Here is a 19546-nt window from a genome sequence, read left to right as displayed (position 1 = left end):
CCACCCCACAAGAAGGATACGTTGGATGTTTCTAATCATATTTATCAAGTCTCTCATCATTGGCGGCCTGGTTGGCGTCGGGGTGGGGGCCGGCGCGGCGCGGATGTTCCACGCCCCGACCGTACAGGGCATGGGTGCCTTCCGCACCCTGGGCGAACTCAACTCCTGTGAAGGGGATCCCGCTTCCCACTTCTCGTTTGGTCTCGGCTTCTTCTTCAACGCCTGGGCCTCCACCGTGGCAGCCGGCGCCTTCACCCAGGATGTGGATCACCGCATCATTCCACACTGGGCCACGGCGGCACTGCTGTTCAAGAACCGGGATCTCGCCACCACCCTGCACGACCCGAAAAAGATGGCCATCGCCGGCGGCATCATAGGTGCCATCGTGGTCGCCTTCCTCAACAGCACGGCCGCCGCCGTACCGGCCGCCCTGCAGGTCACTGCGGTCAAGGTGCTGGTACCGGCCGCCAACCTGCTGGTCAATACCGTCATGCCGGTGATCTTCTGGCTGGCAGCCATTGAGGCGGGCAAGAAGTCCGGTTTCTGGGCCACCATCTTCGGCGGTCTGGCCCAGCTCATCATGGGCAACGCGGTACCGGGTCTGGTGCTCGGCATCCTGATCGGCAAGGGCGTGGAAGAGAGCGGCTGGAACCACGTCACCAAGGTGATGATGGCGGCCATCGTCCTGCTGTTCGTGCTGAGCGGCTTCTTCCGCGGCTTCGACATGAAACTGATTGAATCCTTCCATATGGGTGTCCCCCTGTGGCTGGAAAACGTCCATAACCTGCTGAGCGGCAAATAAGGGGTCACACCATGGATGAGAAATTGAAAAACAACTTCTGGTATGCCGACTGGTCATTCCCCATCTTCGTCGGCCTGCTCTCGGCCGGGGTCTTTGCCGGTACCCACATGTTCTATCTGTACGGGGTCGGTGCCTTCAACGAGGTAGCCTTCGTCGCCATGCTGAAAGCGGGAATGGACACGGGCGCCTACGGCGCGGTAGCCGCGTTCGGTGCCAGCTTCCTGTTCGCCCGCATCATCGAAGGCTCCCTGGTGGGGATCCTGGATATCGGCGGCGCCATCCAGACCGGAGTCGGCCTCGGAGTGCCAGCCCTGCTGCTGGGAGCCGGCATCGTCTATCCGGTGGAAAACTTCGGAGCCTCGCTGGCAACCGGCATGGGGATTGGTCTGGCCATCGGCTACGTCATCATTCTGGCGCGCAAGTTCACCATCAACCAGAGCAACTCCACTTACGGCGCTGACGTGATGATGGGAGCTGGCAACAGCTCTGGCCGCTTCCTCGGCCCCCTCATCATCCTCTCCGCCATGGGTGCCTCCATCCCCATCGGTATCGGTTCCCTGCTGGGTGCCCTGCTGTTCTACGTCTGGGGCAAGCCCATCACCGGCGGTGCCATCCTGGGAGCCATGCTGCTGGGCACCTTCTTCCCGGTCGCCCTTGTGTAAGTACCAGCCGCCCTGCGGGGCGGCTCGCCAGAGGTCATCTGCATGTACGACATCATCATCAAAGCGGGACGCCAGGGAGATGGCCAGCTCGTCGATATCGCCATCAGGGAGGGAAAAATCGCCGCCATCGGCTCCCTGCCGGGGACGGCAACGGCGCGGCAGACACTGGAGCTCGGCGGCCGGGTGCATGTGAGCGCCGGCTGGATCGACGGCCACACCCACTGCTACCCAGCCTCCCCCATCTATCACGATGAGCCGGACAAGGTCGGGGTCGAATCAGGCGTCACCACCGTGATCGATGCCGGCAGCACCGGGGCCGACGATGTGGATGACTTCCAGCAGATCGCTGCGGGTTGCAAGACCCGGGTGCACGCCCTGCTCAACATCTCCCGCATCGGTCTGCTGCGCCAGAACGAGCTGGCCGACAGCCGGGACCTCGACATGGATCTCGCCTCGGCAGCCATTCGTCGCCACCCCGATTTTATTGTCGGCATCAAGGCACGGATGAGCGGCAGCGTGGTGGGTGAGAACGGCCTGCAACCGCTGCGCATGGCCAAGGTGCTGCAACAGGCCCACGACCAGCTACCGCTGATGGTGCACGTGGGCAACACGCCGCCGGATCTGGACGAGATAGTTGCCTTGCTGGGGGATGGCGATCTGCTGACCCACTGCTTCAACGGCAAGCCCAACCGCATCCTGACCCCGGCTGGCGAGTTGCGTCAGGCGGTGCGCGAGGCGATGCAGCGGGGCCTCTTGCTCGACATCGGCCACGGCGGTGCCAGCTTCAGCTTCGAGGTGGCGGAGCTGGCTATCCGGCAGGGGATCCTGCCCCGCACCATCAGCTCAGACATCTACTGCAAGAACCGCATCAAGGGGCCGGTCTACAGTCTGGCCCACGTGATGTCGAAGTTTCTCGCCATCGGCATGACGCTGGAGCAGGTGCTCGCATGCGTCACCCATCAGGCCGCCGATGCCCTGCGCCTTTCCGGCAAGGGGCGGCTTGAGGTGGGCGCCGATGCCGATCTGACCCTGTTCGAGGTCGCCAGCGGCCCGACCCTGTTTATGGATACCGAAGCCCAGTCTCGCAGCGGTAACCAACAACTGCAGCCTCTCGCCGTCCTGGTCGGTGGCGAACTGGTTCTGACTCACTATGGGAAATCACACCATGCCTTCTGTTTATGAGAAATATCAGCTCAAACCGGTGATCAACGCCTCCGGGCGCATGACCATTCTCGGCGTCTCCACCCCCGAGCAGGAGGTGGTCGATGCGGTCAACTTCGGCCTCGGCCACTACTTCGAGGTCAAGGATCTGGTCAACAAGACCGGCGCCTACCTGGCTGACCTGCTGGGAGTGGAAGATGCAGTGGTCATTTCGTGTGCCAGCGCTGGCATCGCCCAGTCAGTGGCCGCCGTGATAGTGCGCGGCGACCCCTACCGCCTTGAGCACCTGCATGCCCACCCCCATGACGTGCCAAGCGAAATCGTGCTGCCCAAGGGACACAACGTCAACTTTGGCGCCCCGGTCGGCACCATGGTCAATCTGGGTGGCGGCAAAGTTATAGAGGCCGGTTACGCCAACGAATGTTCCCCGGCTCAGCTGGCCGCCGCCATCAATGCCAACACAGCAGCCATCCTCTACATCAAATCCCACCACTGCGTGCAGAAGAGCATTCTGTCGGTGGCAGAGGCCGCCGAGGTCGCCAGGGCCCACGGACTCCCGCTCATCGTTGATGCGGCCGCCGAGGAGGATCTGCGCCTCTACTACAGCCAGGGTGCAGATCTAGTCATCTACAGCGGCGCCAAGGCCATTGAAGGGCCCACCAGCGGACTGGTAGTTGGCAAGCGTCAGTACGTGGAGTGGGTCAAGCAGCAAGCCAACGGCATCGGCCGCGCCATGAAGGTGGGCAAGGAGGGGATCCTCGGCCTGACCCACGCCATCGAACGCTATCTGGCCAAAGAGAAAGAGAGCGGCGCCGTCATGGTCGCCAAGATGACCCCCTTCATCGAGCGCCTCAATCAGCTGCCCGGCGTCACCGCCAAAGTGGTGTGGGACAGCGCAGGGCGCGACATCGCCCGCACCGATATCGCCTTCGACCACCAGCAGATCGGCATGACCACTGTGCAGGTCGTCAGCCGTCTGCAACAGGGCACACCTGCCATCTACTGCCGTGGCTACAAGGCCAACGAGGGGCATATCGAGATCGATGTGCGCAGCGTCACCGTGCCCCAGCTCGACCAAATCCACTCCGCCATTGCCAACCTCGTTCAGGAGAATCGCTGATGTCCCTTACCCCCAACTACTACCGAGATCGGGTCTGTCTCAACGTGCTGGCAGGTTCCAAGGAGAATGCCGTCGAGGTATACGACGCAGCCGAAGGCCACGTGCTGGTCGGTGTGCTCTCCAAAAACTACCCGGATATCCCCTCCGCGGTGGCCGACATGCGGGCTTACGCCAAGCTTATCGATAACGCTCTCTCCATCGGGCTGGGGGCCGGTGATCCGCGCCAGTCCGCCATGGTGGCCGAGCTGGCCTGCCAGCTGCAGCCCCAGCACGTCAACCAGGTGTTCACTGGCGTTGGCGCCAGCAGGGCGCTGCTCGGCCAGTCGGAAACGCTGGTCAACGGCCTGATCTCCCCCACCGGCATGCCGGGCATGGTGAAGATCTCCACCGGCCCGCTCAGCGCCGGACAGCCGGATGGCATCGTCCCCATCGATACCGCCATCGCCCTGCTCAAGGACATGGGTGGCAGCTCGGTCAAATTCTTCCCCATGGGCGGACTGGCCTGCCGTGACGAGTATCAGGCGGTGGCCGAGGCTTGTGCTCGCCACGGCTTCTGGCTGGAGCCGACCGGTGGTATCGATCTGGAGAACTTCGAGGAGATAGTGCGGATTGCTCTGGATGCCGGGGTCGAGAAGGTGATCCCCCACGTCTACAGCTCCATCATCGACAGCGCGAGCGGTCAGACCCGTCCTGATGACGTACGGACTCTGCTGGCCACGGTGAAACGACTGTTGGCGTGATGGCAGTCACGGGCACCGGTTTAATCACTGACCGGTGCCTGGCCTGCTGGTGACATGCTTGTTAACATCGGTCCTTTTATCGTGCAACAGGAGACGCTCATCCCCACATGATCAAGCTGCCCCACCCGAGACTGCACCAGCTGCTGACCCAACTTCATGCCGAACCCCTGCCGCAGGAGGAGCTGGCACGCCGCCTCAATGTCTCCACCCGCACGGTGCGCACCGATGTGGCGACCCTCAACGAACTGATTGCCACTCACGGTGCCCACCTGATCCACCAGCGTGGCAGCGGCTACCAGCTGAAGATCTACAACCAGACGCTGTTTGAGGCATTGCTGGCAGCGCAGGGACAGGAGAGTACCTTGCCGCGTACCAGTCGCGAGCGGGTGCTGCATCTGCAGATCCTGCTGCTGACGGCAGAGCAGGGGATCAAGCTCGATGAGCTGGCCGATACCTGGTACCTGAGCCGGACGGCGCTACAGGGCGATATGGCGGAAGTGCGGGAACAGCTGGCTCACTTTGGCCTCATGGTCGAGAGCAAACCAAGGGTGGGCATGCGGGTACAGGGGAGTGAGACGGCCATCCGCGCCTGCCTGACCCAGCTGCTCTGTCAGGAGCTGCTCAACAACCATCCCCTGCAGAGCCTGCTGCCCAACCTCTGCCCCTGCAAAACTCTGGAGGTAGTGGGCAATCACATTCACGCCCAGTTGAGCCGTCATCAGCTACGTCTGGCCGACGAGAGTTTGCAGCAGCTTGCCATCTACTGCGCCGTCGCCCTGCTGCGTCAGGCCGCTGGCCACGAGCTACGCCAATTCGCCAGCGAGGATCTCACGGCCCCCCTGCTGACAGTCGCCCGTGACATCTATGGCGAACTGCCGACCCTCACCCCGCCGAGAGAAGAGGAGATAGCCTGCCTCGCCATCCAGATCCAGGCGCGCCTGATTGCCGAAACGCCTCAGCTTAGCCCGGCCATGGCGGCCGAGAGCGAACAGCTGGTGGAACATCTGCTCACGTACATCCACCAGCACTACCCCTATGATCTGCGGGGTGACCAGCAGCTGCGAGCCGACCTGCAGACCCACATCAGCGCCATGCTGCTGCGGGTCAAGTACCAGATCGGCAGCCACAATCCGCTGGCAGACCACATCAAGCAGTACTACCCCCTCGCCTACGACATCACACTGGCAGCCATCTCGGAGTGGATCAGGCAGACTCCTTACCGGCTGACTCACCACGAGATCGGCTATCTGGTGATCCATATCGGGGTCGGGCTGGAGCGCCACTACGATATCGGCTACACCAGACGCCCGCAGGCACTGCTGCTGTGCGATGCGGGCAACGCCACCTTCCGCGTGCTGGAAGCGCGCATCAAGCGAGAGTATCCCCAGTTGCAGCTGACCACACTTGAATCGGTACGGGATTACGAAGGGCTGGCGCAGATCAAACAGGATTTTGTCATCAGTACCGCTAAGGTGAGCGAAAAGGATGTGCCGGTGGTGCAGGTCGACCCCTTCCCGACCCAGTACCAGCTGGAGCAACTTGGCAAGCTGGTGCTGATCGACCGCACCCGTCCCTATATGCTCGACAAGTACTTCGATGCAGACCATTTCATGGTGGTCAACGAGCCGATTACCCAGGCGGAACTATTTGATCGCATTTGCAGCCAGCTGGAGGCGGAGGATCTGGTAGAGAGCGGCTTCAGGGCCTCCCTGCAGGAGCGGGAGCGAATAGTCTCCACCATGCTGGGCGAGGGTATCGCCCTGCCCCACTCCCTCGGCCTGCTGGCTCGCCGGACGCTGGCCTATACCGTACTGGCACCGCAGGGGATCGACTGGGGCAATGGCGAAAACGCCACCCTCATCTTCGTGCTGGCCATCAGCAAGGCTGACTACGAGGAGGCGATGGGGCTCTACGATCTTTTTCTGGCGCTGATGAATGAAAAAGCCAGCAGAAGTCTGCTGGCTTGTCGCGATTTTGCCGATTTCAAAGCGCTGGCAAGAGTAGCGCCATGAGCGTCGCCACTACTCCTCGTTGAAACCCGAGGTGAACAGCTCAACTACGGCGGCAAGGGCCTCAACCTCTTCGGGGCCCTCAACCTGCACTTCCACCTGCTTTCCCTGAGCGGAGTCCAGCATCAGCAGGCCTATCACGCTGTCAGCATCGGCCTCGACCCCATCTTCATTACGCAGCAACACATGGGCATCGAATCCCTGTACCAGCTCGAACAGCATCATGGCCGGTCTGGCGTGAATGCCCAGCTTGTTTTTCACTTCAACCGAAGCAGAGACTGTCATTTGGCCGTCCTATTGCGTCATCAGGAGTGGGATGGGTTCTTGTCGAGGGTCCGGTGGCGGAGCTGCACGTTCTTGCCCTGCGCTCTGAAGGCCGCTGCCAGCCGCTCCGCGATAAAGACCGAACGGTGCTGACCGCCGGTACAACCGATACCGACCGTCACATAGCTGCGATTGTTGCGCTCAAGATGGGGCAACCAGGTCGCCAGCATGTTTTCGATCTGCTGGGTAAACAGCATCACATCCGCTTGCGCCGCGAGGTAGTCGGCGACCGGTTCATCCTTGCCGGTAAAAGGCTTGAGTTCCGGGATCCAGTGCGGGTTGGGCAGGAAGCGGGCATCAAACACGAAGTCGGCATCCTTGGGAATGCCGTACTTGAAACCGAAAGATTCAAACACCAGCACCAGCTCGTTCTCTTTCTTGCCGAGCACCCGGGTCTTGATGAGCTCGCTCAGGTCGTGAATGCTGAGGTTGGTGGTATCGATACGCAGATCGGCAGTAGAGGAGAGCGGCGCCAGCAGGTGGGTCTCCTGACGGATCGCCTCATCCAGCGACAGCTTGTTGCGCGACAGGGGGTGCAGGCGGCGGCTCTCGCCATAGCGCTTGAGCAGGGTGCCATTGTCGGCATCGAAGAAGAAGCTGGCGAATTCAACCCGCCCTTCGTTGCGAACCTGAGCCAGCAGATTCTCCAGTTTTTCCGGGTCACCGGGCAGGTTGCGCACGTCGATGCTGACCGCCAGCTTGTCGTACTGGCTCTCGACCGAGACGATCAGCTGGGGCAACAGGTTGACCGGCAGGTTATCTACACAGTAGTAACCCAAGTCCTCCAGCACACGCAGGGCTACCGTCTTGCCGGAGCCCGAACGTCCACTCACCACGATTAACTGCATCTTGTTCCCTCACGCCAAAACGGGTGTGTCATCAGGGCCTGCACATCAGGCCGAGGTCATGATCTGATAGAGCTCTTCGTCACTGGTAGCCTGACGCAACTGGCGGCAGACCGCCTTGTCGCCCAGCTTGGAAGCCATCAGGGAAAGGGTCTTGAGATGCTGTTTGCACTCGCTCTCCGGTACCAGCAAGGCAAACAGCAGGTCAACCGGTTGATTGTCGATGGAGTCGAAAGGGATGGGGTCGGCAAAGGTCATCAGGATCGCGGTTGGCGGGAACTCATCGTCAATTCGACCGTGGGGGATCGCAATACCGGCACCGATCCCGGTACTACCCATTTTCTCGCGGGCCAGCAAGCATTCGAACAACGCCTGGCGGGAGGTGCCGAGGCGTTCGGCAGCCAGCTCGCTGATGATTTCAAGGGCGCGTTTCTTGCTGGTACATGGGACTGCACTCTTGGTGCAGTCCCGACTCAGTATGTGTTCAAGTTGCATAGTTATTTTTTATTTAACTTATCTTTGTGCTTGATGATCTGCCTGTCCAGCTTGTCGAGCAAGGTATCAATCGCGGCATACATATCGGCATGCTCGGAGTTGGCGAACACCTCGCCACCGCTGACGTGCAGTTTGGCTTCGGCAATCTGGTTCAGTTTCTCTACGCTAAGCACCACATGCACGTTGTTGATGTGGTCAAAATGACGCTCGAGTTTGGCAAATTTGTTATTCACATAATCACGCAGAGCTTCGGTGATCTCGACATGGTGTCCGGTCAGGTTAATTTGCATAACATCATCCTTTTGTTTTGCCTAAACCAGGCGTTTGCGCTGATTGGAAGGTGGGATAAACAAGGATTCGCGATACTTAGCGATCGTGCGTCTAGCCACCATAATACCCTGTTCGGCCAGCAAATCCGCGATCTTGCTATCACTTAACGGTTTGGCAGGATTCTCTGCCGTCACCAGCTTTTTGATGAGCGCGCGAATTGCGGTCGATGAGCACTCTCCTCCTCCTTCGGTGTTCACATGGCTGGAGAAAAAAAACTTCAATTCGAAGATACCACGGGGGGTATGCATGTATTTCTGGGTGGTCACCCGGGAGATGGTCGACTCATGCATCTCCACCGCTTCGGCGATGTCGTTGAGCACCATCGGCTTCATCGCCTCTTCACCATACTCGAAAAAGCCCTGCTGCTGCTCGACAATACAGCTGGCTACTTTCAGCAGGGTATCGTTGCGGCTCTCAAGGCTCTTGATGAACCACTTTGCTTCCTGCAAATGGGAGCGGATGAACTGGGTATCCGTGCTGCTGCGGGCATTGCGGGCCATGGCGGCATAGGTCTCGTTGACCCGGATGCGCGGGGCGGAATCGGGGTTGAGCTCCACCACCCAGCGGTTCTGGCGCTTTACCACCGAAACATCGGGGATCACATACTGGGAGTCGCTCTGGATAATGCCATTGCCGGGGCGCGGCTCCAGAAGCTGGATCAGATCCAGCACCTCCTTGAGGTCGCTCTCCTTGAGGCGGGTTTTGCGGGCCAGAGTACGATAATCGCGGTTGCCGAGCAGATCCATGTGCTCGAGGATCACCTCTTTGGCTTCGTTGAGCCAGGGGGTCTCGGGGGCATACTGCTCCAGCTGGATAAGCAGGCACTCCTGCACCGAACGGGCGGCGATACCGACCGGGTCAAAATGCTGCACCCGCTTGAGGACAGCCTCCACCTCGTCGAGCTCGACCTCAACCTCGTCACTGCTGACGGCGGTCTGGATATCCTCCAGCGCTACGGTCAGATAACCGGATTCGTCGATGGCATCGATGATGGCGAGCGCGATGGCGGCATCGACATCGCTAAACGGCGTGAGCCGCATCTGCCACAGCAGATAGTCCTGCAGGTTTTCGGTGGTCTCGCCCTGATAGACGCTGTCTTCACCGTCGTGGATCGGGCCTGCGCTCTGGGCGGTACCGGCGGAGTAAACCTCGTCCCAAGTGGTATCAACCGGCAACTCGTCCGGCATCTGCTCCTGAGCCATGGCATCGCTGGAGTCGAGCTGGCTGGCATCGATGGCCTCTTGCGGGGCAGTCTCCTGCACTTCGCTCTCTTCCTGCTCCAGCAGAGGATTGCTTTCGAGCGCTTGCTGAATTTCCTGCTGGAGTTCCAGAGAGGAGAGCTGGAGCAGACGAATCGCTTGTTGTAATTGCGGCGTCATGGTCAGGGACTGACCGAGACGCAACTGTAATGTCGGCTTCATCTACGTCGGGATATCCTTATGTTCAGCGAGGCACTGTCACAGAGAATGAAGGCTGCCCCCTTACTATAGACTGAATTGATCGCCCAAATAGACGCGCTTGACCTGTTCATCGGCGAGGATATCGGCCGGAGCCCCCTCGGCAATCATCTGGCCGTGGCTGACGATATAAGCCTTCTCGCATACGTCCAGAGTCTCTCTGACGTTGTGGTCGGTAATCAAGACGCCAAGACCCCTATCTTTCAGGTGCTGGATGATCTTCTTGATGTCTATCACAGAAATCGGGTCGACCCCTGCAAAGGGTTCATCCAGCAGGATAAAGCGCGGCTCTGCTGCCAGCGCCCGGGCAATCTCGACCCGGCGCCGCTCACCACCGGAGAGGCTTTGCCCCAGGTTGTCGCGGATATGGGTGATGTTGAACTCTTCCAGCAGTTGCTGAACCTTGTCCTCCCGCTCTTCGCGACTCAACTCCTTGCGCGTCTGCATCACACCCATCAGGTTTTCATACACAGTGAGGCGGCGGAAGATGGAAGCTTCCTGCGGCAGGTAACCGATACCGTTACGGGCACGCACGTGCATGGGCTGCAGGCTGATGTCCTGATCATCGATGGTGATGAGACCGGCATCGCGCTGTACCAGCCCGACGATCATGTAAAACGACGTGGTCTTGCCGGCACCGTTGGGACCGAGCAGGCCGACGATCTGGCCGGTTCCTACCTCAAGGCTCACGTCGCTAACCACCATGCGACGCTTGTAACTCTTCTGCAGGCCGACTGCTTTCAATACTGCCATGGCTTATTTTCCCTGCTTCTTCTGGTCGGCGGGCTTGTCGAAATTCTCGACCTGATCGGGCAGGAACACCGTCTTGACCCGCTGATTCGGGGTCTTGCTCTCGGCAATCATCTTCTGTTTAACGATGTCGTAACGGATCAGGTCGCCGTTGACCTGGCTATCTTCCTGCTTGAGCTGGCCGTTACCGGTGATAGTCACCAGACGCTTTTTCAGCTCATAACGAATGCTGTCACCATGGGCGTTAACCGGCTTGCCGTTATCCAGGATCTGGAAGAAGGTGGCGGGTTTGCCATAGGCTGTCATTACCTCGGCCCCTTTCTCGCCGGAACGGGTTACCACAACCTTGTCAGCCTTGATCCTGATGGTGCCCTGATTGATGGTCACATCCTGCTCGAAGGTGATGCGGTTGTCCTGCATCTCGGCCACCTGCTTGATGGCGTCGACATAGACCTTCTCGGTGAAGTCGGACTCCTTGGCGTTGACTGTGCCGCAGAGCATCAGAGCGGCGAGTGCCAGATTAGCGTTTTTCATTGAAATAGATGGCATGACCTTGATCCAGTAGCTCAAAATATTTGCGGTCCAGATGGCCCTTGAGGCCAACCCCTTCGGTCTGGAAATCCTGACCCAAAATGTTCACTTGCCGATTGCTGCGTACGTCCTGTGTCACCAGATCCAGTTCCATATAGGGCGTATCCAGCTTGGAGATAAAGGAGTCCGGCAGCAACCCGTCCAGATGCACCTTGTCCCGCAGGATCACGTTGTCATCGGTATTGAGTACGCCGGTCTCGGCCGTCACCTTCCACTCGGCCTGTCCCTGCTCGTCAAACATGTAGACTACCGGTTTTTCGAAGGTAGCCTGCTCGAGGATCTGGAAATACTCAGCATATCGGGACTCCAGCCGCTCGGTACGCTTGCCGTTGACATCGAACCGGGTGATCACCAGATCTCTGGCGACAAAATCCGGCTGATAGTGCTCGGTTTTTACCTTGGCCTCGGGCACCAGCTCCACCTTGCCAAGCTGCCAGGCCACCAGAGCGACCAGAAACAGCAGGCCAAACAACAGGGTTTGTCTGCTCATGCCGATACCTCGGGCTGATAATCGTCATGGCCCTGTGCCTGCAGGATGAGATCGCACACTTCGCGCACAGCCCCCATACCGCCGCCAAGCCGGGTCACCATATCGGCACGGCTCAGCACCAGCGGATGGGCATCGGCAACCGCAATGCCGAGGCCACAGGCCTCCATCACCGGCAGGTCGATGGTGTCGTCTCCCATGTAGGCTGCCTGTTCGGGTGTCAGTCCCAGCTTGGTCAGCAGGGCTTCAAAATGAGGCAACTTCTTGTCCGCCCCCTGTACCACATGGGCCACCCCCAGGCTCTTCATCCGATCGCTGACGATACGGGAGTTGCGCCCGGTAATGATGGCGATCTCGATCCCGGCATTGAGCAGTGCCCGCATGCCGGCGCCGTCGCGGGTACAGAAAGTTTTCAGCTCTTCGCCGTTGTTCCCCATGTAGATGAGGCCATTGGAGAGGACCCCGTCCACATCGCACACCAGCAGGCGAATTTGCGCCGCCTTGTCGAACTGGCTGCGCGTCACCGGACCATAGAGGGTCGGTACGTTTTGCATCAAATAACTCCGGCTTTCAGCAGGTCATGCATGTTGAAGGCACCCAGTGGGCGCTTGTCGCCATCCACAACCAGTAATCCGTTGATTTTTCTCGTTTCCATCAGTTTGACGGCTTCTGCCGCCATCATCTCGGGCCCTACGGTAACACAGTTGGCCGTCATGACGCGGCTGATGGGGGTGCGATGAATATCGACCTGCTGGTCAAGAATGCGGCGCAGGTCGCCATCAGTGAAGAGTCCCGCCAACAGCCCGTGCTGGTCAACCACTGCGGTCATGCCGAGCCCTTTGCGGCTAACTTCCAGCAGCGCTTCGCTGATGGTGGCATCGATCCCCACCCGGGGCAACAGCTCGCCACTGTGCATCAAATCGCCCACTCGCAACAGCAACCGCTTGCCGAGCGAACCACCCGGGTGAGAGAGGGCGAAATCGTCGGCGGTAAAGCCGCGCGCTTCCAGCAGGGCGACCGCCAGCGCATCACCCATCACCAGGGTCGCCGTGGTGCTGGAGGTGGGCGCCAACCCGAGCGGACAGGCCTCTTTCTCCACCTTGATGCACAGATGCACGTTGGCCTCTTTGGCCATGGTGGAGGCCGGGTTGCCGGTCATGCAGATGAGCGGGATACCGCGACGCTTGAGCACCGGCAGCAGGGCCAGGATCTCGTCGCTCTCGCCGGAATTGGAGATGGCAATGATGAGATCCCCTGCCGAAATCATTCCCAGATCGCCGTGGCTGGCCTCACCCGGGTGCAGGAAAAAGGCCGGCGTACCGGTACTGGCGAGGGTGGCGGCAATCTTGCTGCCGATATGGCCCGACTTGCCCATCCCGGTGACCACTATCTTGCCACCACAACGGAGCACCATCTCGCACGCCTTGTCGAAGGCGTCGTTCAGATACTGATAGAGTCCATCAATCGCTTGCTTTTCTGTGTCCAGCACCGCGCGGGCACTGCGACGGAAATCGAACAGTTCAGACACTTTCTCGGGGGTTGCAGACATAAAGAGACAGCTCCGGGGCGAATTTAGCTGCGGGATTATAAAAAAGTCTGCTCTGATAAGCGAATCGGATGGCAAATCCCGTAACACATGACGCAGTTTGTTACATAAAACTGTCGCGCAAACCGCGCTGAAGGCTGCTCAATAGTTGTTCCTTGCTGTTGCTTAGACCTAGACTAGCCCATAAAATTCGCACCTCATTTACACCGAATGGACAATTGTTTGAACAATGACCTGATCACCGTCTCCGATCTGACCTTCAGTCACGGAGACAGGCTGCTGTATGACGGAATCAACCTGACCATTCCCCGTGGCAAGGTCACCGCCGTCATGGGCCCGAGCGGCATCGGCAAAACGACCCTGCTGCGCCTGATCGGTGGCCAGCTCAAACCCGAGTCCGGTCATATCCTGTTTGACGGGGAAGATATCCCCGCACTCTCCCGCTCGCGCCTCTACGAGGTACGCAAGCGGATGAGCATGCTGTTCCAGAGCGGTGCCCTCTTTACCGGCATGACGGTCTACGACAACGTGGCCTTCCCGTTGCGGGAGCACTCAGGTCTGCCGGAAGAGCTGATCCACACCATTGTCATGATGAAGCTGCAGGCTGTAGGTCTGCGCGGCGCGGCAAAACTGATGCCTTCCGAGCTCTCCGGCGGCATGGCCCGCCGGGCGGCACTGGCTCGCGCCATCGCGCTGGATCCGGATCTCATCATGTATGACGAGCCGTTTGTCGGCCAGGATCCCATCACCATGGCGGTGCTGGTCAAGCTGATAAAGGATTTGAACGATGCCCTTGGTATCACCTCCGTCATCGTCACCCACGACGTGAAAGAGGTGCTCAGCATCGCCGATTACGCCTACATCATCGCCAACCGCAAGGTGGTAGCGCACGGTACGCCGGCACAGCTGCGCGAGGAGCATAACCCCGAAGTCGAGCAGTTCCTCAAAGGATTGCCCGATGGTCCTGTTCCGTTTCACTTTCCGGCAGGCGACCTGCTACAGGATCTCTGATGTTGATAAGTCAAATAAGCAAGCTGGGGCGGGTCGGCATTCGTGCCATCACCTCCCTGGGTCGGGCAGCCATCATGCTGTTCCATGCGCTGGCTGGCAAACCCGAGCCACGCAAGCACTTCCCGTTGCTGGTGCAGCAGCTCTATGTAGTCGGAGTGCAGTCCGTCGCCATCATTCTGGTGTCGGGGCTGTTCATCGGTATGGTGCTCTCGCTGCAGGGCTACAACGTACTGAAGGATTTTGGGGCCGAGCAGAGTCTGGGCCCGCTGGTCTCTCTCTCCCTGTTGCGGGAGCTGGGCCCCGTGGTGACCGCGCTGCTGTTTGCCGGTCGCGCCGGTTCAGCCCTCACGGCCGAGATCGGCCTGATGAAGGCGACCGAGCAGCTTTCGAGCCTCGAGATGATGGCAGTCGATCCGCTGCGCCGGGTGGTGGCGCCCCGCTTCTGGGCCGGGGTCATCAGCATGCCGCTGCTGGCCTTCATGTTCAGCCTGATCGGTATCTTTGGCGGCAAGCTGGTCGGGGTTGACTGGCTTGGCGTCGACGAAGGGGGCTTCTGGTCTGCCATGCAGGCCTCGGTCGACTGGCATGAAGATATCATGCAGGGTGCCATCAAGAGCCTGATCTTTGCTCTGGTGGTCACCTGGATAGCCCTCTTCAACGGCTATGATGCCAAGCCGACTTCGGCCGGGATCAGTCAGGCCACGACTCGTACCGTGGTTCACTCGTCCCTCGCCGTACTCGGCCTGGATTTTATTCTCACTGCAGTCATGTTTGGATAAGGTAAAGATGAAGTTCAGCAAAGTAGAATTCCTGGTTGGCACCTTCATGCTGGCCGGCATCGGTGCCATTCTGGCGTTGGCACTGCAAGTGGCCGGTTTGAGCTTCAAACCGGAAGGAGAAACCTATACCCTGCGCGCGCATTTCGATAATATCGGCGGCCTGAAAGTCCGTTCGCCGGTCAAGGTCGGCGGCGTGGTGGTTGGCCGGGTCAGCGACATCGTGCTCGACCCGAAAACCCAGGTTCCCGAGGTCACCCTGCAGATGGAAAAGAGTGCCGGCGAGTTCTCCGAGACCAGCACCCTCTCCATCCTCACTTCCGGTCTGCTCGGCGAGCAGTACATCGGTCTGGCCCCCGGCTTTACCGACGAGGAGATGGGGACCAGCATGCTCAAGGATGGCGACCTGATTGAAGACACCAAATCCGCCATCGTGCTGGAAGATCTGATTGGCAAGTTCCTCTATAGCAGCCAGTCCTCCGACAGCAAGTCAGACAGCAAGAAGGAGTAACCATGTTCAAGAAAATCGCCCTGCTGCTGGGTCTGATGACCAGCATGTTCTTTTCCTTGTCCGCTCAGGCGCTGGATGCAACCGATCCCTACGCGCTGGTGGATCAGGCAGCCAAACAGACCTTTGCCCGCCTGAAAGCCGATCAGGCTGAGGTCAAAAGCAATCCGGATCACCTGCGGGTGATCATCCGCGAAGAGCTGCTGCCCTATGTGGACAACCGCTTCGCCGCTTACAAGGTGCTGGGCAACCAGATCAAGGAGACCACTCCGGCCCAGCGTGACGCCTTCGTCGCCGCCTTTACCGAGTACATGGTGAGCTCCTATGCCGACGCGCTGGCCCACTTCGACAAGCAGGCCGTCAAGGTCGAGCCGGGCAAGGCACCGGGCACCAGCAACATCACCGCAGTCAACGTCAGTGTGAAAGAGGCCGGCAAGCCGGACATCTTCCTCGAGTTCAAGCTGCGCAAGAACAACAAGACTGGCGAGTGGAAAGCCTTCGACATGGTGGCAGAGGGGATCAGCCTGCTCTCCGCCAAGCAGAGCGAGCTGGGCGGCCTCATCCGCCAGAATGGCATCGACGCCGTGATCAAGCAGCTCAACGAGCACAATGCCAAACCGCTGGTACTCAAGAAATGATCCTGCGCGGTGATCTGCAAGCGCCACAGGTCAAGGACCTGTGGCAACGCCGCGACGAGTGGTGGCAGGATGACCGGCTCGAGCTGGGCGGGGTCACCACCCTCGACTCCGCCGGGCTGGCACTGCTGGTCAAATGGGCTAAAGCCGCTCTCGCACGAGGCGCCACACCGCAACTGGTGGGCGCCTCCAGTGATTTCTATACCCTGGCCAACCTCTACGGGGTGGCCGGTTTGTTTCAGTCAACTCCGCTCACAACTGAGGACGCATAATGCAAGTCTCTGAAATTGAAGCGATACTCCTCGAGGCTCTGCCATTGTCCGAAGTCCATGTCAAAGGGGACGGTAGTCACTATCAGGTGATCGCCGTTGGTGACATGTTTGACGGCATGAGCCGGGTCAAGAAACAGCAGGCCATCTATGCCCCGCTGATGGACAAGATCGCCAGCAACGCCATTCACGCCCTCTCCATCAAGGCGTTCACCGACGCCGAGTGGAAACGCGAACGTAAATTCCTAATGCCCTCCTGATTTGGTAACCAAGTAGAAAATGGACAAATTCAAAATCGATGGTCGTTGTACTCTCAACGGCGAAGTGACCATCTCCGGCGCCAAAAACGCCGCGCTGCCGATCCTGTTCGCAACCCTGCTCTGTGATGAAGAGGTTCACCTCTCCAACGTGCCGCGCCTGAAAGACGTGGGCACCACAATCAAGCTGCTGGAGATGCTGGGCGCCACCACCAAGGTCAACGGCAATGTGACCGTGCTGACCGGTGCCGTGAACAACCACGTTGCCCCCTACGAGCTGGTGAAGACCATGCGCGCCTCCATTCTGGCGCTGGGCCCGCTGGCCGCCCGTTTCGGTGCTGCCGACGTCTCCCTGCCCGGCGGCTGCGCCATCGGTGCCCGTCCGGTCAACCTGCACGTCCACGGTCTGGAGCTGATGGGTGCCAAGATCACCATCGAGGATGGCTACATCAAGGCCCGCGTTGACGGTCGCCTGAAGGGTGCCCACATCCTGATGGACATGGTCTCCGTCACCGGTACCGAAAACCTGATGATGGCCGCCACCCTGGCTGAAGGCCGTACCGTGATCGAAAACGCCGCGCGCGAGCCGGAAGTGGTCGATCTGGCCCACTTCCTCAACGCGCTGGGCGCCAAGATCCAGGGCGCAGGCACCGACACCCTGATCATCGACGGCGTCGAGCGTCTGCACGGCGGCAGCTACAGCGTCCAGCCTGACCGTATCGAAACCGGTACCTTCCTTGTTGGCGCAGCGGTTACTGGCGGCAAGATCACCTGCCGCAACACCGACCCGACCCTGCTGGAAGCGGTACTGGTCAAGCTGGAAGAGGCTGGCGCTCTGATTGAGAAGGGTGAAGACTGGATAACCCTCGACATGACTGGCCGCACGCTCAAGCCGGTCACCATCAAGACTGCCCCCTACCCGGCATTCCCGACCGACATGCAGGCCCAGTTCACCGTGCTGAACGCGGTGGCCCAAGGCACCGGCATGATCACCGAGACCATCTTCGAGAACCGCTTTATGCACGTTCCCGAGCTGGTACGGATGGGCGCCGACATCGAGTTGCAGGGCAACGTGGCCATCTGCCGTGACACCACTCAGCTCAAGGGTGCCCAGGTGATGGCGACCGATCTGCGCGCCTCTGCCAGCCTGGTTCTGGCTGGCTTCGTGGCTGAAGGCTCCACCATCGTCGACCGCATCTACCACATCGACCGTGGCTACGAGAACATCGAGCAGAAGCTGCAAGGTCTGGGTGGCCGCATCGAGCGCATCAAAGGCTGATTGCCGCCCCTGAGCACTGGCTAACAAAAAGGCCCCTCGCACTGCGAGGGGCCTTTTGCATTCTTTCTGCTCGGCAGAACCGGGGGATCAGTGACCCGCCAGCTTCATGCTCTCCACCAGTACCGAGCCGGTCTTGAGGCTGGAGCGCTCATCTTCATCGCTACCCACCGCCACTATGTGGCCGAACATCTCGGCCAGATTGCCGGCAATGGTGATCTCCTCGACCGGATAGGCGATCTCGCCATTCTCGACCCAGAAACCGGCGGCACCGCGGGAGTAGTCGCCATTGACGATGTTGACCCCCTGCCCCATCAGCTCGGTCACCAGCAGACCGGTGCCCATCTCCTTGAGCATGCCATTGAAGTCCTGACCTGTGCTGGAGACCTGCCAGTTATGGATGCCACCGGCGTGGCCGGTGCTGGTCAGCCCCAGCTTGCGGGCGGAGTAGGAGGTGAGTAGCCAGCTCATCAGCTCGCCATTGCGCACTATGTCCATATCGCGGGTGCGCACCCCTTCGCCATCAAACGGGGTACTGGCCAGACCGCCCAGTAGATGTGGAAACTCTTGAATGGTCAGCCACTCGGGCAGGATCTGCTTGCCCAGCTTGTCCAGCAGGAAGCTCGACTTGCGATAGAGGTTGCCCCCGCTGATCGCCATCACCAGATGACCCCACAGGCCAGAGGCGGTATCGGGGTGGAACATTACCGGAGCCTGACAGGTCGCAATCTTGCGGGCGCCAAGGCGGGAGAGGGTACGCTCCACCGCTTCATCGGCAATGCGCTGCGGGCTCCAGATCCCTTCGAGGGTTCGGCTGGAGGAGTAGCCATAATCGCGCTGCATGTCGCCATCCTGCTCGCCAATCAGCACGCAGCTCAGGGAGTTGCGCGAGGCTGCATAGCCTTTGACGAAGCCGTGGCTGTTGCCATAGACCTTGATGCCGAGGTGGCTGGAGAAGCCAGCCCCGTCTGAGTGCTTGATGCGGGCATCGCGCCCCAGCGCCAGGCGCTCGCACTCGGTAGCCAGCTCGATCCCATATTGGGGATCCAGCGCCACCGGGTGGCACAGCTGCAGATCGGGCGCATCCCAGGCCAGCAGTTCGGCATCCGCCAGACCGGCACAGGCATCCGGTGAGGTGTGGCGGGCAATCTCCATCGCCGCTTCAACGGCGGCACGGATGGCGGGACGGCTCAGGTCGGTAGTGGAAGAGGAGCCTTTGCAGCCATCGCGATAGACAGCGATACCGAGCGCGCCGTCCTTGTTGAATTCAATGCTTTCCAGTTCACAACCGCGGGTGTTGACCGACAGTCCGGTCTGCTTGCTGATGGAGACTTCGGCCAGCGAAGCGCCCAGTCCTTTGGCAATATCCAGAGCCTCGGCAACCACGGCCTCGAGATGGGCTTGATCCTGGCGGATTTGGTCTTGCTGATCCATAACTCACATCTGTATGAAGGAAGGAAAGGGGCTAAGCATATCAGACCCCTGCGCCCAGCGG

Annotated in this window: 24 protein-coding genes; 13 read left to right on the top strand and 11 right to left on the bottom strand. The window is 60.0% G+C overall.

Annotated elements, in window-relative coordinates; all coding sequences use genetic code 11:
- Nucleotides 1-25: 25 nt before the first annotated feature.
- The 6 genes from I6L40_RS04135 to I6L40_RS04110 all read left to right on the top strand — a co-directional run bounded on the left by I6L40_RS04135 (nt 26) and on the right by I6L40_RS04110 (nt 6497).
- Entirely contained in the window at nt 26-802 is a 777-nt protein-coding gene (locus I6L40_RS04135) for a DUF4311 domain-containing protein (RefSeq protein ID WP_005341754.1), read from the top strand.
- Nucleotides 803-813: 11 nt separating this feature from the next.
- A complete protein-coding gene (locus I6L40_RS04130; protein WP_005355144.1) occupies nt 814-1464 on the top strand; it encodes a DUF4310 family protein in 651 nt (216 codons plus the stop codon).
- Nucleotides 1465-1506: 42 nt separating this feature from the next.
- Nucleotides 1507-2646 (top strand): amidohydrolase/deacetylase family metallohydrolase, encoded by a 1140-nt coding sequence (locus I6L40_RS04125; RefSeq protein ID WP_216995033.1) that lies wholly within the window; start codon nt 1507-1509, stop codon nt 2644-2646.
- Nucleotides 2630-3745 (top strand): DgaE family pyridoxal phosphate-dependent ammonia lyase, encoded by a 1116-nt coding sequence (locus I6L40_RS04120; RefSeq protein WP_182926379.1) that lies wholly within the window; start codon nt 2630-2632, stop codon nt 3743-3745. The genes I6L40_RS04125 and I6L40_RS04120 overlap by 17 nt, the downstream gene beginning before the upstream one ends.
- Nucleotides 3745-4485, top strand: coding sequence for a KDGP aldolase family protein (locus I6L40_RS04115; protein WP_201968057.1), 741 nt, complete (start codon nt 3745-3747; stop codon nt 4483-4485). Before I6L40_RS04120 ends, I6L40_RS04115 begins: the two co-directional genes overlap by 1 nt.
- A 107-nt stretch (nt 4486-4592) precedes the next feature.
- Nucleotides 4593-6497, top strand: coding sequence for a transcription antiterminator (locus I6L40_RS04110; RefSeq protein ID WP_216995032.1), 1905 nt, complete (start codon nt 4593-4595; stop codon nt 6495-6497).
- 9 nt (nt 6498-6506) lie between these two features.
- Here I6L40_RS04110 and npr read toward each other — a convergent pair whose 3' ends face one another.
- The 10 genes from npr to I6L40_RS04060 form a co-directional block, all read right to left on the bottom strand.
- Nucleotides 6507-6779, bottom strand: coding sequence for a PTS phosphocarrier protein NPr (npr, locus tag I6L40_RS04105; protein ID WP_033115454.1), 273 nt, complete (start codon nt 6777-6779; stop codon nt 6507-6509).
- A 20-nt stretch (nt 6780-6799) separates the two neighbouring features.
- Entirely contained in the window at nt 6800-7666 is an 867-nt protein-coding gene (gene rapZ / locus I6L40_RS04100; protein ID WP_071913325.1) for an RNase adapter RapZ, read from the bottom strand.
- Nucleotides 7667-7711: 45 nt separating this feature from the next.
- On the bottom strand, nt 7712-8158 hold the full coding sequence (gene ptsN, locus I6L40_RS04095) for a PTS IIA-like nitrogen regulatory protein PtsN (RefSeq protein WP_005336322.1): 447 nt from the start codon (nt 8156-8158) through the stop codon (nt 7712-7714).
- Nucleotides 8159-8160: 2 nt separating this feature from the next.
- Nucleotides 8161-8448, bottom strand: a complete 288-nt coding sequence (gene hpf / locus I6L40_RS04090) for a ribosome hibernation promoting factor (RefSeq protein ID WP_005336323.1) — start codon at nt 8446-8448, stop codon at nt 8161-8163.
- 21 nt (nt 8449-8469) lie between these two features.
- Nucleotides 8470-9909, bottom strand: a complete 1440-nt coding sequence (locus I6L40_RS04085; protein ID WP_071913324.1) for an RNA polymerase factor sigma-54 — start codon at nt 9907-9909, stop codon at nt 8470-8472.
- A gap of 63 nt (nt 9910-9972) precedes the next feature.
- On the bottom strand, nt 9973-10698 hold the full coding sequence (lptB, locus tag I6L40_RS04080) for an LPS export ABC transporter ATP-binding protein (RefSeq protein WP_033115458.1): 726 nt from the start codon (nt 10696-10698) through the stop codon (nt 9973-9975).
- A 3-nt stretch (nt 10699-10701) separates the two neighbouring features.
- Nucleotides 10702-11229, bottom strand: coding sequence for a lipopolysaccharide transport periplasmic protein LptA (lptA, locus tag I6L40_RS04075; protein WP_041210123.1), 528 nt, complete (start codon nt 11227-11229; stop codon nt 10702-10704).
- Complete coding sequence (lptC, locus tag I6L40_RS04070; protein ID WP_071913323.1) at nt 11216-11776, bottom strand: LPS export ABC transporter periplasmic protein LptC; 561 nt, start codon at nt 11774-11776, stop codon at nt 11216-11218. The genes lptA and lptC overlap by 14 nt, the downstream gene beginning before the upstream one ends.
- A complete protein-coding gene (kdsC, locus tag I6L40_RS04065; protein WP_033115461.1) occupies nt 11773-12327 on the bottom strand; it encodes a 3-deoxy-manno-octulosonate-8-phosphatase KdsC in 555 nt (184 codons plus the stop codon). The genes lptC and kdsC overlap by 4 nt, the downstream gene beginning before the upstream one ends.
- Complete coding sequence (locus I6L40_RS04060; RefSeq protein WP_041210120.1) at nt 12327-13322, bottom strand: KpsF/GutQ family sugar-phosphate isomerase; 996 nt, start codon at nt 13320-13322, stop codon at nt 12327-12329. The genes kdsC and I6L40_RS04060 overlap by 1 nt, the downstream gene beginning before the upstream one ends.
- Before the next feature lie 207 nt (nt 13323-13529).
- On the opposite strand from I6L40_RS04060, the gene mlaF reads away from it, so the two are divergent.
- Genes mlaF through murA form a run of 7 tightly spaced genes read left to right on the top strand, consistent with a single transcriptional unit; the run spans nt 13530 to nt 18054 of the window.
- Nucleotides 13530-14330: a phospholipid ABC transporter ATP-binding protein MlaF gene (gene mlaF / locus I6L40_RS04055; protein ID WP_216995031.1), complete on the top strand. Its 801-nt coding sequence runs from the start codon at nt 13530-13532 to the stop codon at nt 14328-14330.
- A complete protein-coding gene (mlaE, locus tag I6L40_RS04050; protein WP_033115464.1) occupies nt 14330-15109 on the top strand; it encodes a lipid asymmetry maintenance ABC transporter permease subunit MlaE in 780 nt (259 codons plus the stop codon). Before mlaF ends, mlaE begins: the two co-directional genes overlap by 1 nt.
- A 7-nt stretch (nt 15110-15116) precedes the next feature.
- Nucleotides 15117-15617 carry an outer membrane lipid asymmetry maintenance protein MlaD gene (mlaD, locus tag I6L40_RS04045; protein ID WP_033115465.1) on the top strand — a complete coding sequence of 167 codons (501 nt, stop codon included), beginning with the start codon at nt 15117-15119 and terminating at the stop codon, nt 15615-15617.
- Between the two features lie 2 nt (nt 15618-15619).
- Nucleotides 15620-16252 carry a phospholipid-binding protein MlaC gene (gene mlaC / locus I6L40_RS04040; protein ID WP_216995030.1) on the top strand — a complete coding sequence of 211 codons (633 nt, stop codon included), beginning with the start codon at nt 15620-15622 and terminating at the stop codon, nt 16250-16252.
- Nucleotides 16249-16521, top strand: coding sequence for a lipid asymmetry maintenance protein MlaB (locus I6L40_RS04035; protein ID WP_216995029.1), 273 nt, complete (start codon nt 16249-16251; stop codon nt 16519-16521). Before mlaC ends, I6L40_RS04035 begins: the two co-directional genes overlap by 4 nt.
- Nucleotides 16521-16778, top strand: coding sequence for a BolA family iron metabolism protein IbaG (gene ibaG / locus I6L40_RS04030; protein ID WP_033115468.1), 258 nt, complete (start codon nt 16521-16523; stop codon nt 16776-16778). Before I6L40_RS04035 ends, ibaG begins: the two co-directional genes overlap by 1 nt.
- 19 nt (nt 16779-16797) lie before the next feature.
- Complete coding sequence (murA, locus tag I6L40_RS04025; protein ID WP_216995028.1) at nt 16798-18054, top strand: UDP-N-acetylglucosamine 1-carboxyvinyltransferase; 1257 nt, start codon at nt 16798-16800, stop codon at nt 18052-18054.
- Between the two features lie 87 nt (nt 18055-18141).
- Here murA and pmbA read toward each other — a convergent pair whose 3' ends face one another.
- Complete coding sequence (gene pmbA, locus I6L40_RS04020) at nt 18142-19485, bottom strand: metalloprotease PmbA (RefSeq protein ID WP_216995027.1); 1344 nt, start codon at nt 19483-19485, stop codon at nt 18142-18144.
- Nucleotides 19486-19546 lie beyond the last annotated feature (61 nt).

It is taken from the genome of Aeromonas sp. FDAARGOS 1410, assembly GCF_019048745.1.
GTDB lineage: Bacteria > Pseudomonadota > Gammaproteobacteria > Enterobacterales > Aeromonadaceae > Aeromonas > Aeromonas jandaei.
The sequence above is the reverse complement of the archived record's forward strand: the minus strand, read 5'-3'. Positions and strand labels throughout refer to the sequence as shown.

Bases quoted from the DNA above. Each gene is read 5' to 3' on its own strand.
- I6L40_RS04035 (WP_216995029.1), top strand. From the start codon at position 16,249: ATGATCCTGCGCGGTGATCTGCAAGCGCCACAGGTCAAGGACCTGTGG.
- mlaD (WP_033115465.1), top strand. From the start codon at position 15,117: ATGAAGTTCAGCAAAGTAGAATTCCTGGTTGGCACCTTCATGCTGGCC.
- I6L40_RS04110 (WP_216995032.1), top strand. From the start codon at position 4,593: ATGATCAAGCTGCCCCACCCGAGACTGCACCAGCTGCTGACCCAACTT.
- kdsC (WP_033115461.1), bottom strand. From the start codon at position 12,327: ATGCAAAACGTACCGACCCTCTATGGTCCGGTGACGCGCAGCCAGTTC.
- I6L40_RS04085 (WP_071913324.1), bottom strand. From the start codon at position 9,909: ATGAAGCCGACATTACAGTTGCGTCTCGGTCAGTCCCTGACCATGACG.
- I6L40_RS04120 (WP_182926379.1), top strand. From the start codon at position 2,630: ATGCCTTCTGTTTATGAGAAATATCAGCTCAAACCGGTGATCAACGCC.
- ibaG (WP_033115468.1), top strand. From the start codon at position 16,521: ATGCAAGTCTCTGAAATTGAAGCGATACTCCTCGAGGCTCTGCCATTG.
- hpf (WP_005336323.1), bottom strand. From the start codon at position 8,448: ATGCAAATTAACCTGACCGGACACCATGTCGAGATCACCGAAGCTCTG.
- pmbA (WP_216995027.1), bottom strand. From the start codon at position 19,485: ATGGATCAGCAAGACCAAATCCGCCAGGATCAAGCCCATCTCGAGGCC.
- murA (WP_216995028.1), top strand. From the start codon at position 16,798: ATGGACAAATTCAAAATCGATGGTCGTTGTACTCTCAACGGCGAAGTG.
- I6L40_RS04135 (WP_005341754.1), top strand. From the start codon at position 26: ATGTTTCTAATCATATTTATCAAGTCTCTCATCATTGGCGGCCTGGTT.
- lptB (WP_033115458.1), bottom strand. From the start codon at position 10,698: ATGGCAGTATTGAAAGCAGTCGGCCTGCAGAAGAGTTACAAGCGTCGC.
- mlaE (WP_033115464.1), top strand. From the start codon at position 14,330: ATGTTGATAAGTCAAATAAGCAAGCTGGGGCGGGTCGGCATTCGTGCC.
- lptC (WP_071913323.1), bottom strand. From the start codon at position 11,776: ATGAGCAGACAAACCCTGTTGTTTGGCCTGCTGTTTCTGGTCGCTCTG.
- lptA (WP_041210123.1), bottom strand. From the start codon at position 11,229: ATGAAAAACGCTAATCTGGCACTCGCCGCTCTGATGCTCTGCGGCACA.
- ptsN (WP_005336322.1), bottom strand. From the start codon at position 8,158: ATGCAACTTGAACACATACTGAGTCGGGACTGCACCAAGAGTGCAGTC.
- npr (WP_033115454.1), bottom strand. From the start codon at position 6,779: ATGACAGTCTCTGCTTCGGTTGAAGTGAAAAACAAGCTGGGCATTCAC.
- mlaF (WP_216995031.1), top strand. From the start codon at position 13,530: ATGGACAATTGTTTGAACAATGACCTGATCACCGTCTCCGATCTGACC.
- I6L40_RS04125 (WP_216995033.1), top strand. From the start codon at position 1,507: ATGTACGACATCATCATCAAAGCGGGACGCCAGGGAGATGGCCAGCTC.
- I6L40_RS04130 (WP_005355144.1), top strand. From the start codon at position 814: ATGGATGAGAAATTGAAAAACAACTTCTGGTATGCCGACTGGTCATTC.
- rapZ (WP_071913325.1), bottom strand. From the start codon at position 7,666: ATGCAGTTAATCGTGGTGAGTGGACGTTCGGGCTCCGGCAAGACGGTA.
- I6L40_RS04060 (WP_041210120.1), bottom strand. From the start codon at position 13,322: ATGTCTGCAACCCCCGAGAAAGTGTCTGAACTGTTCGATTTCCGTCGC.
- mlaC (WP_216995030.1), top strand. From the start codon at position 15,620: ATGTTCAAGAAAATCGCCCTGCTGCTGGGTCTGATGACCAGCATGTTC.
- I6L40_RS04115 (WP_201968057.1), top strand. From the start codon at position 3,745: ATGTCCCTTACCCCCAACTACTACCGAGATCGGGTCTGTCTCAACGTG.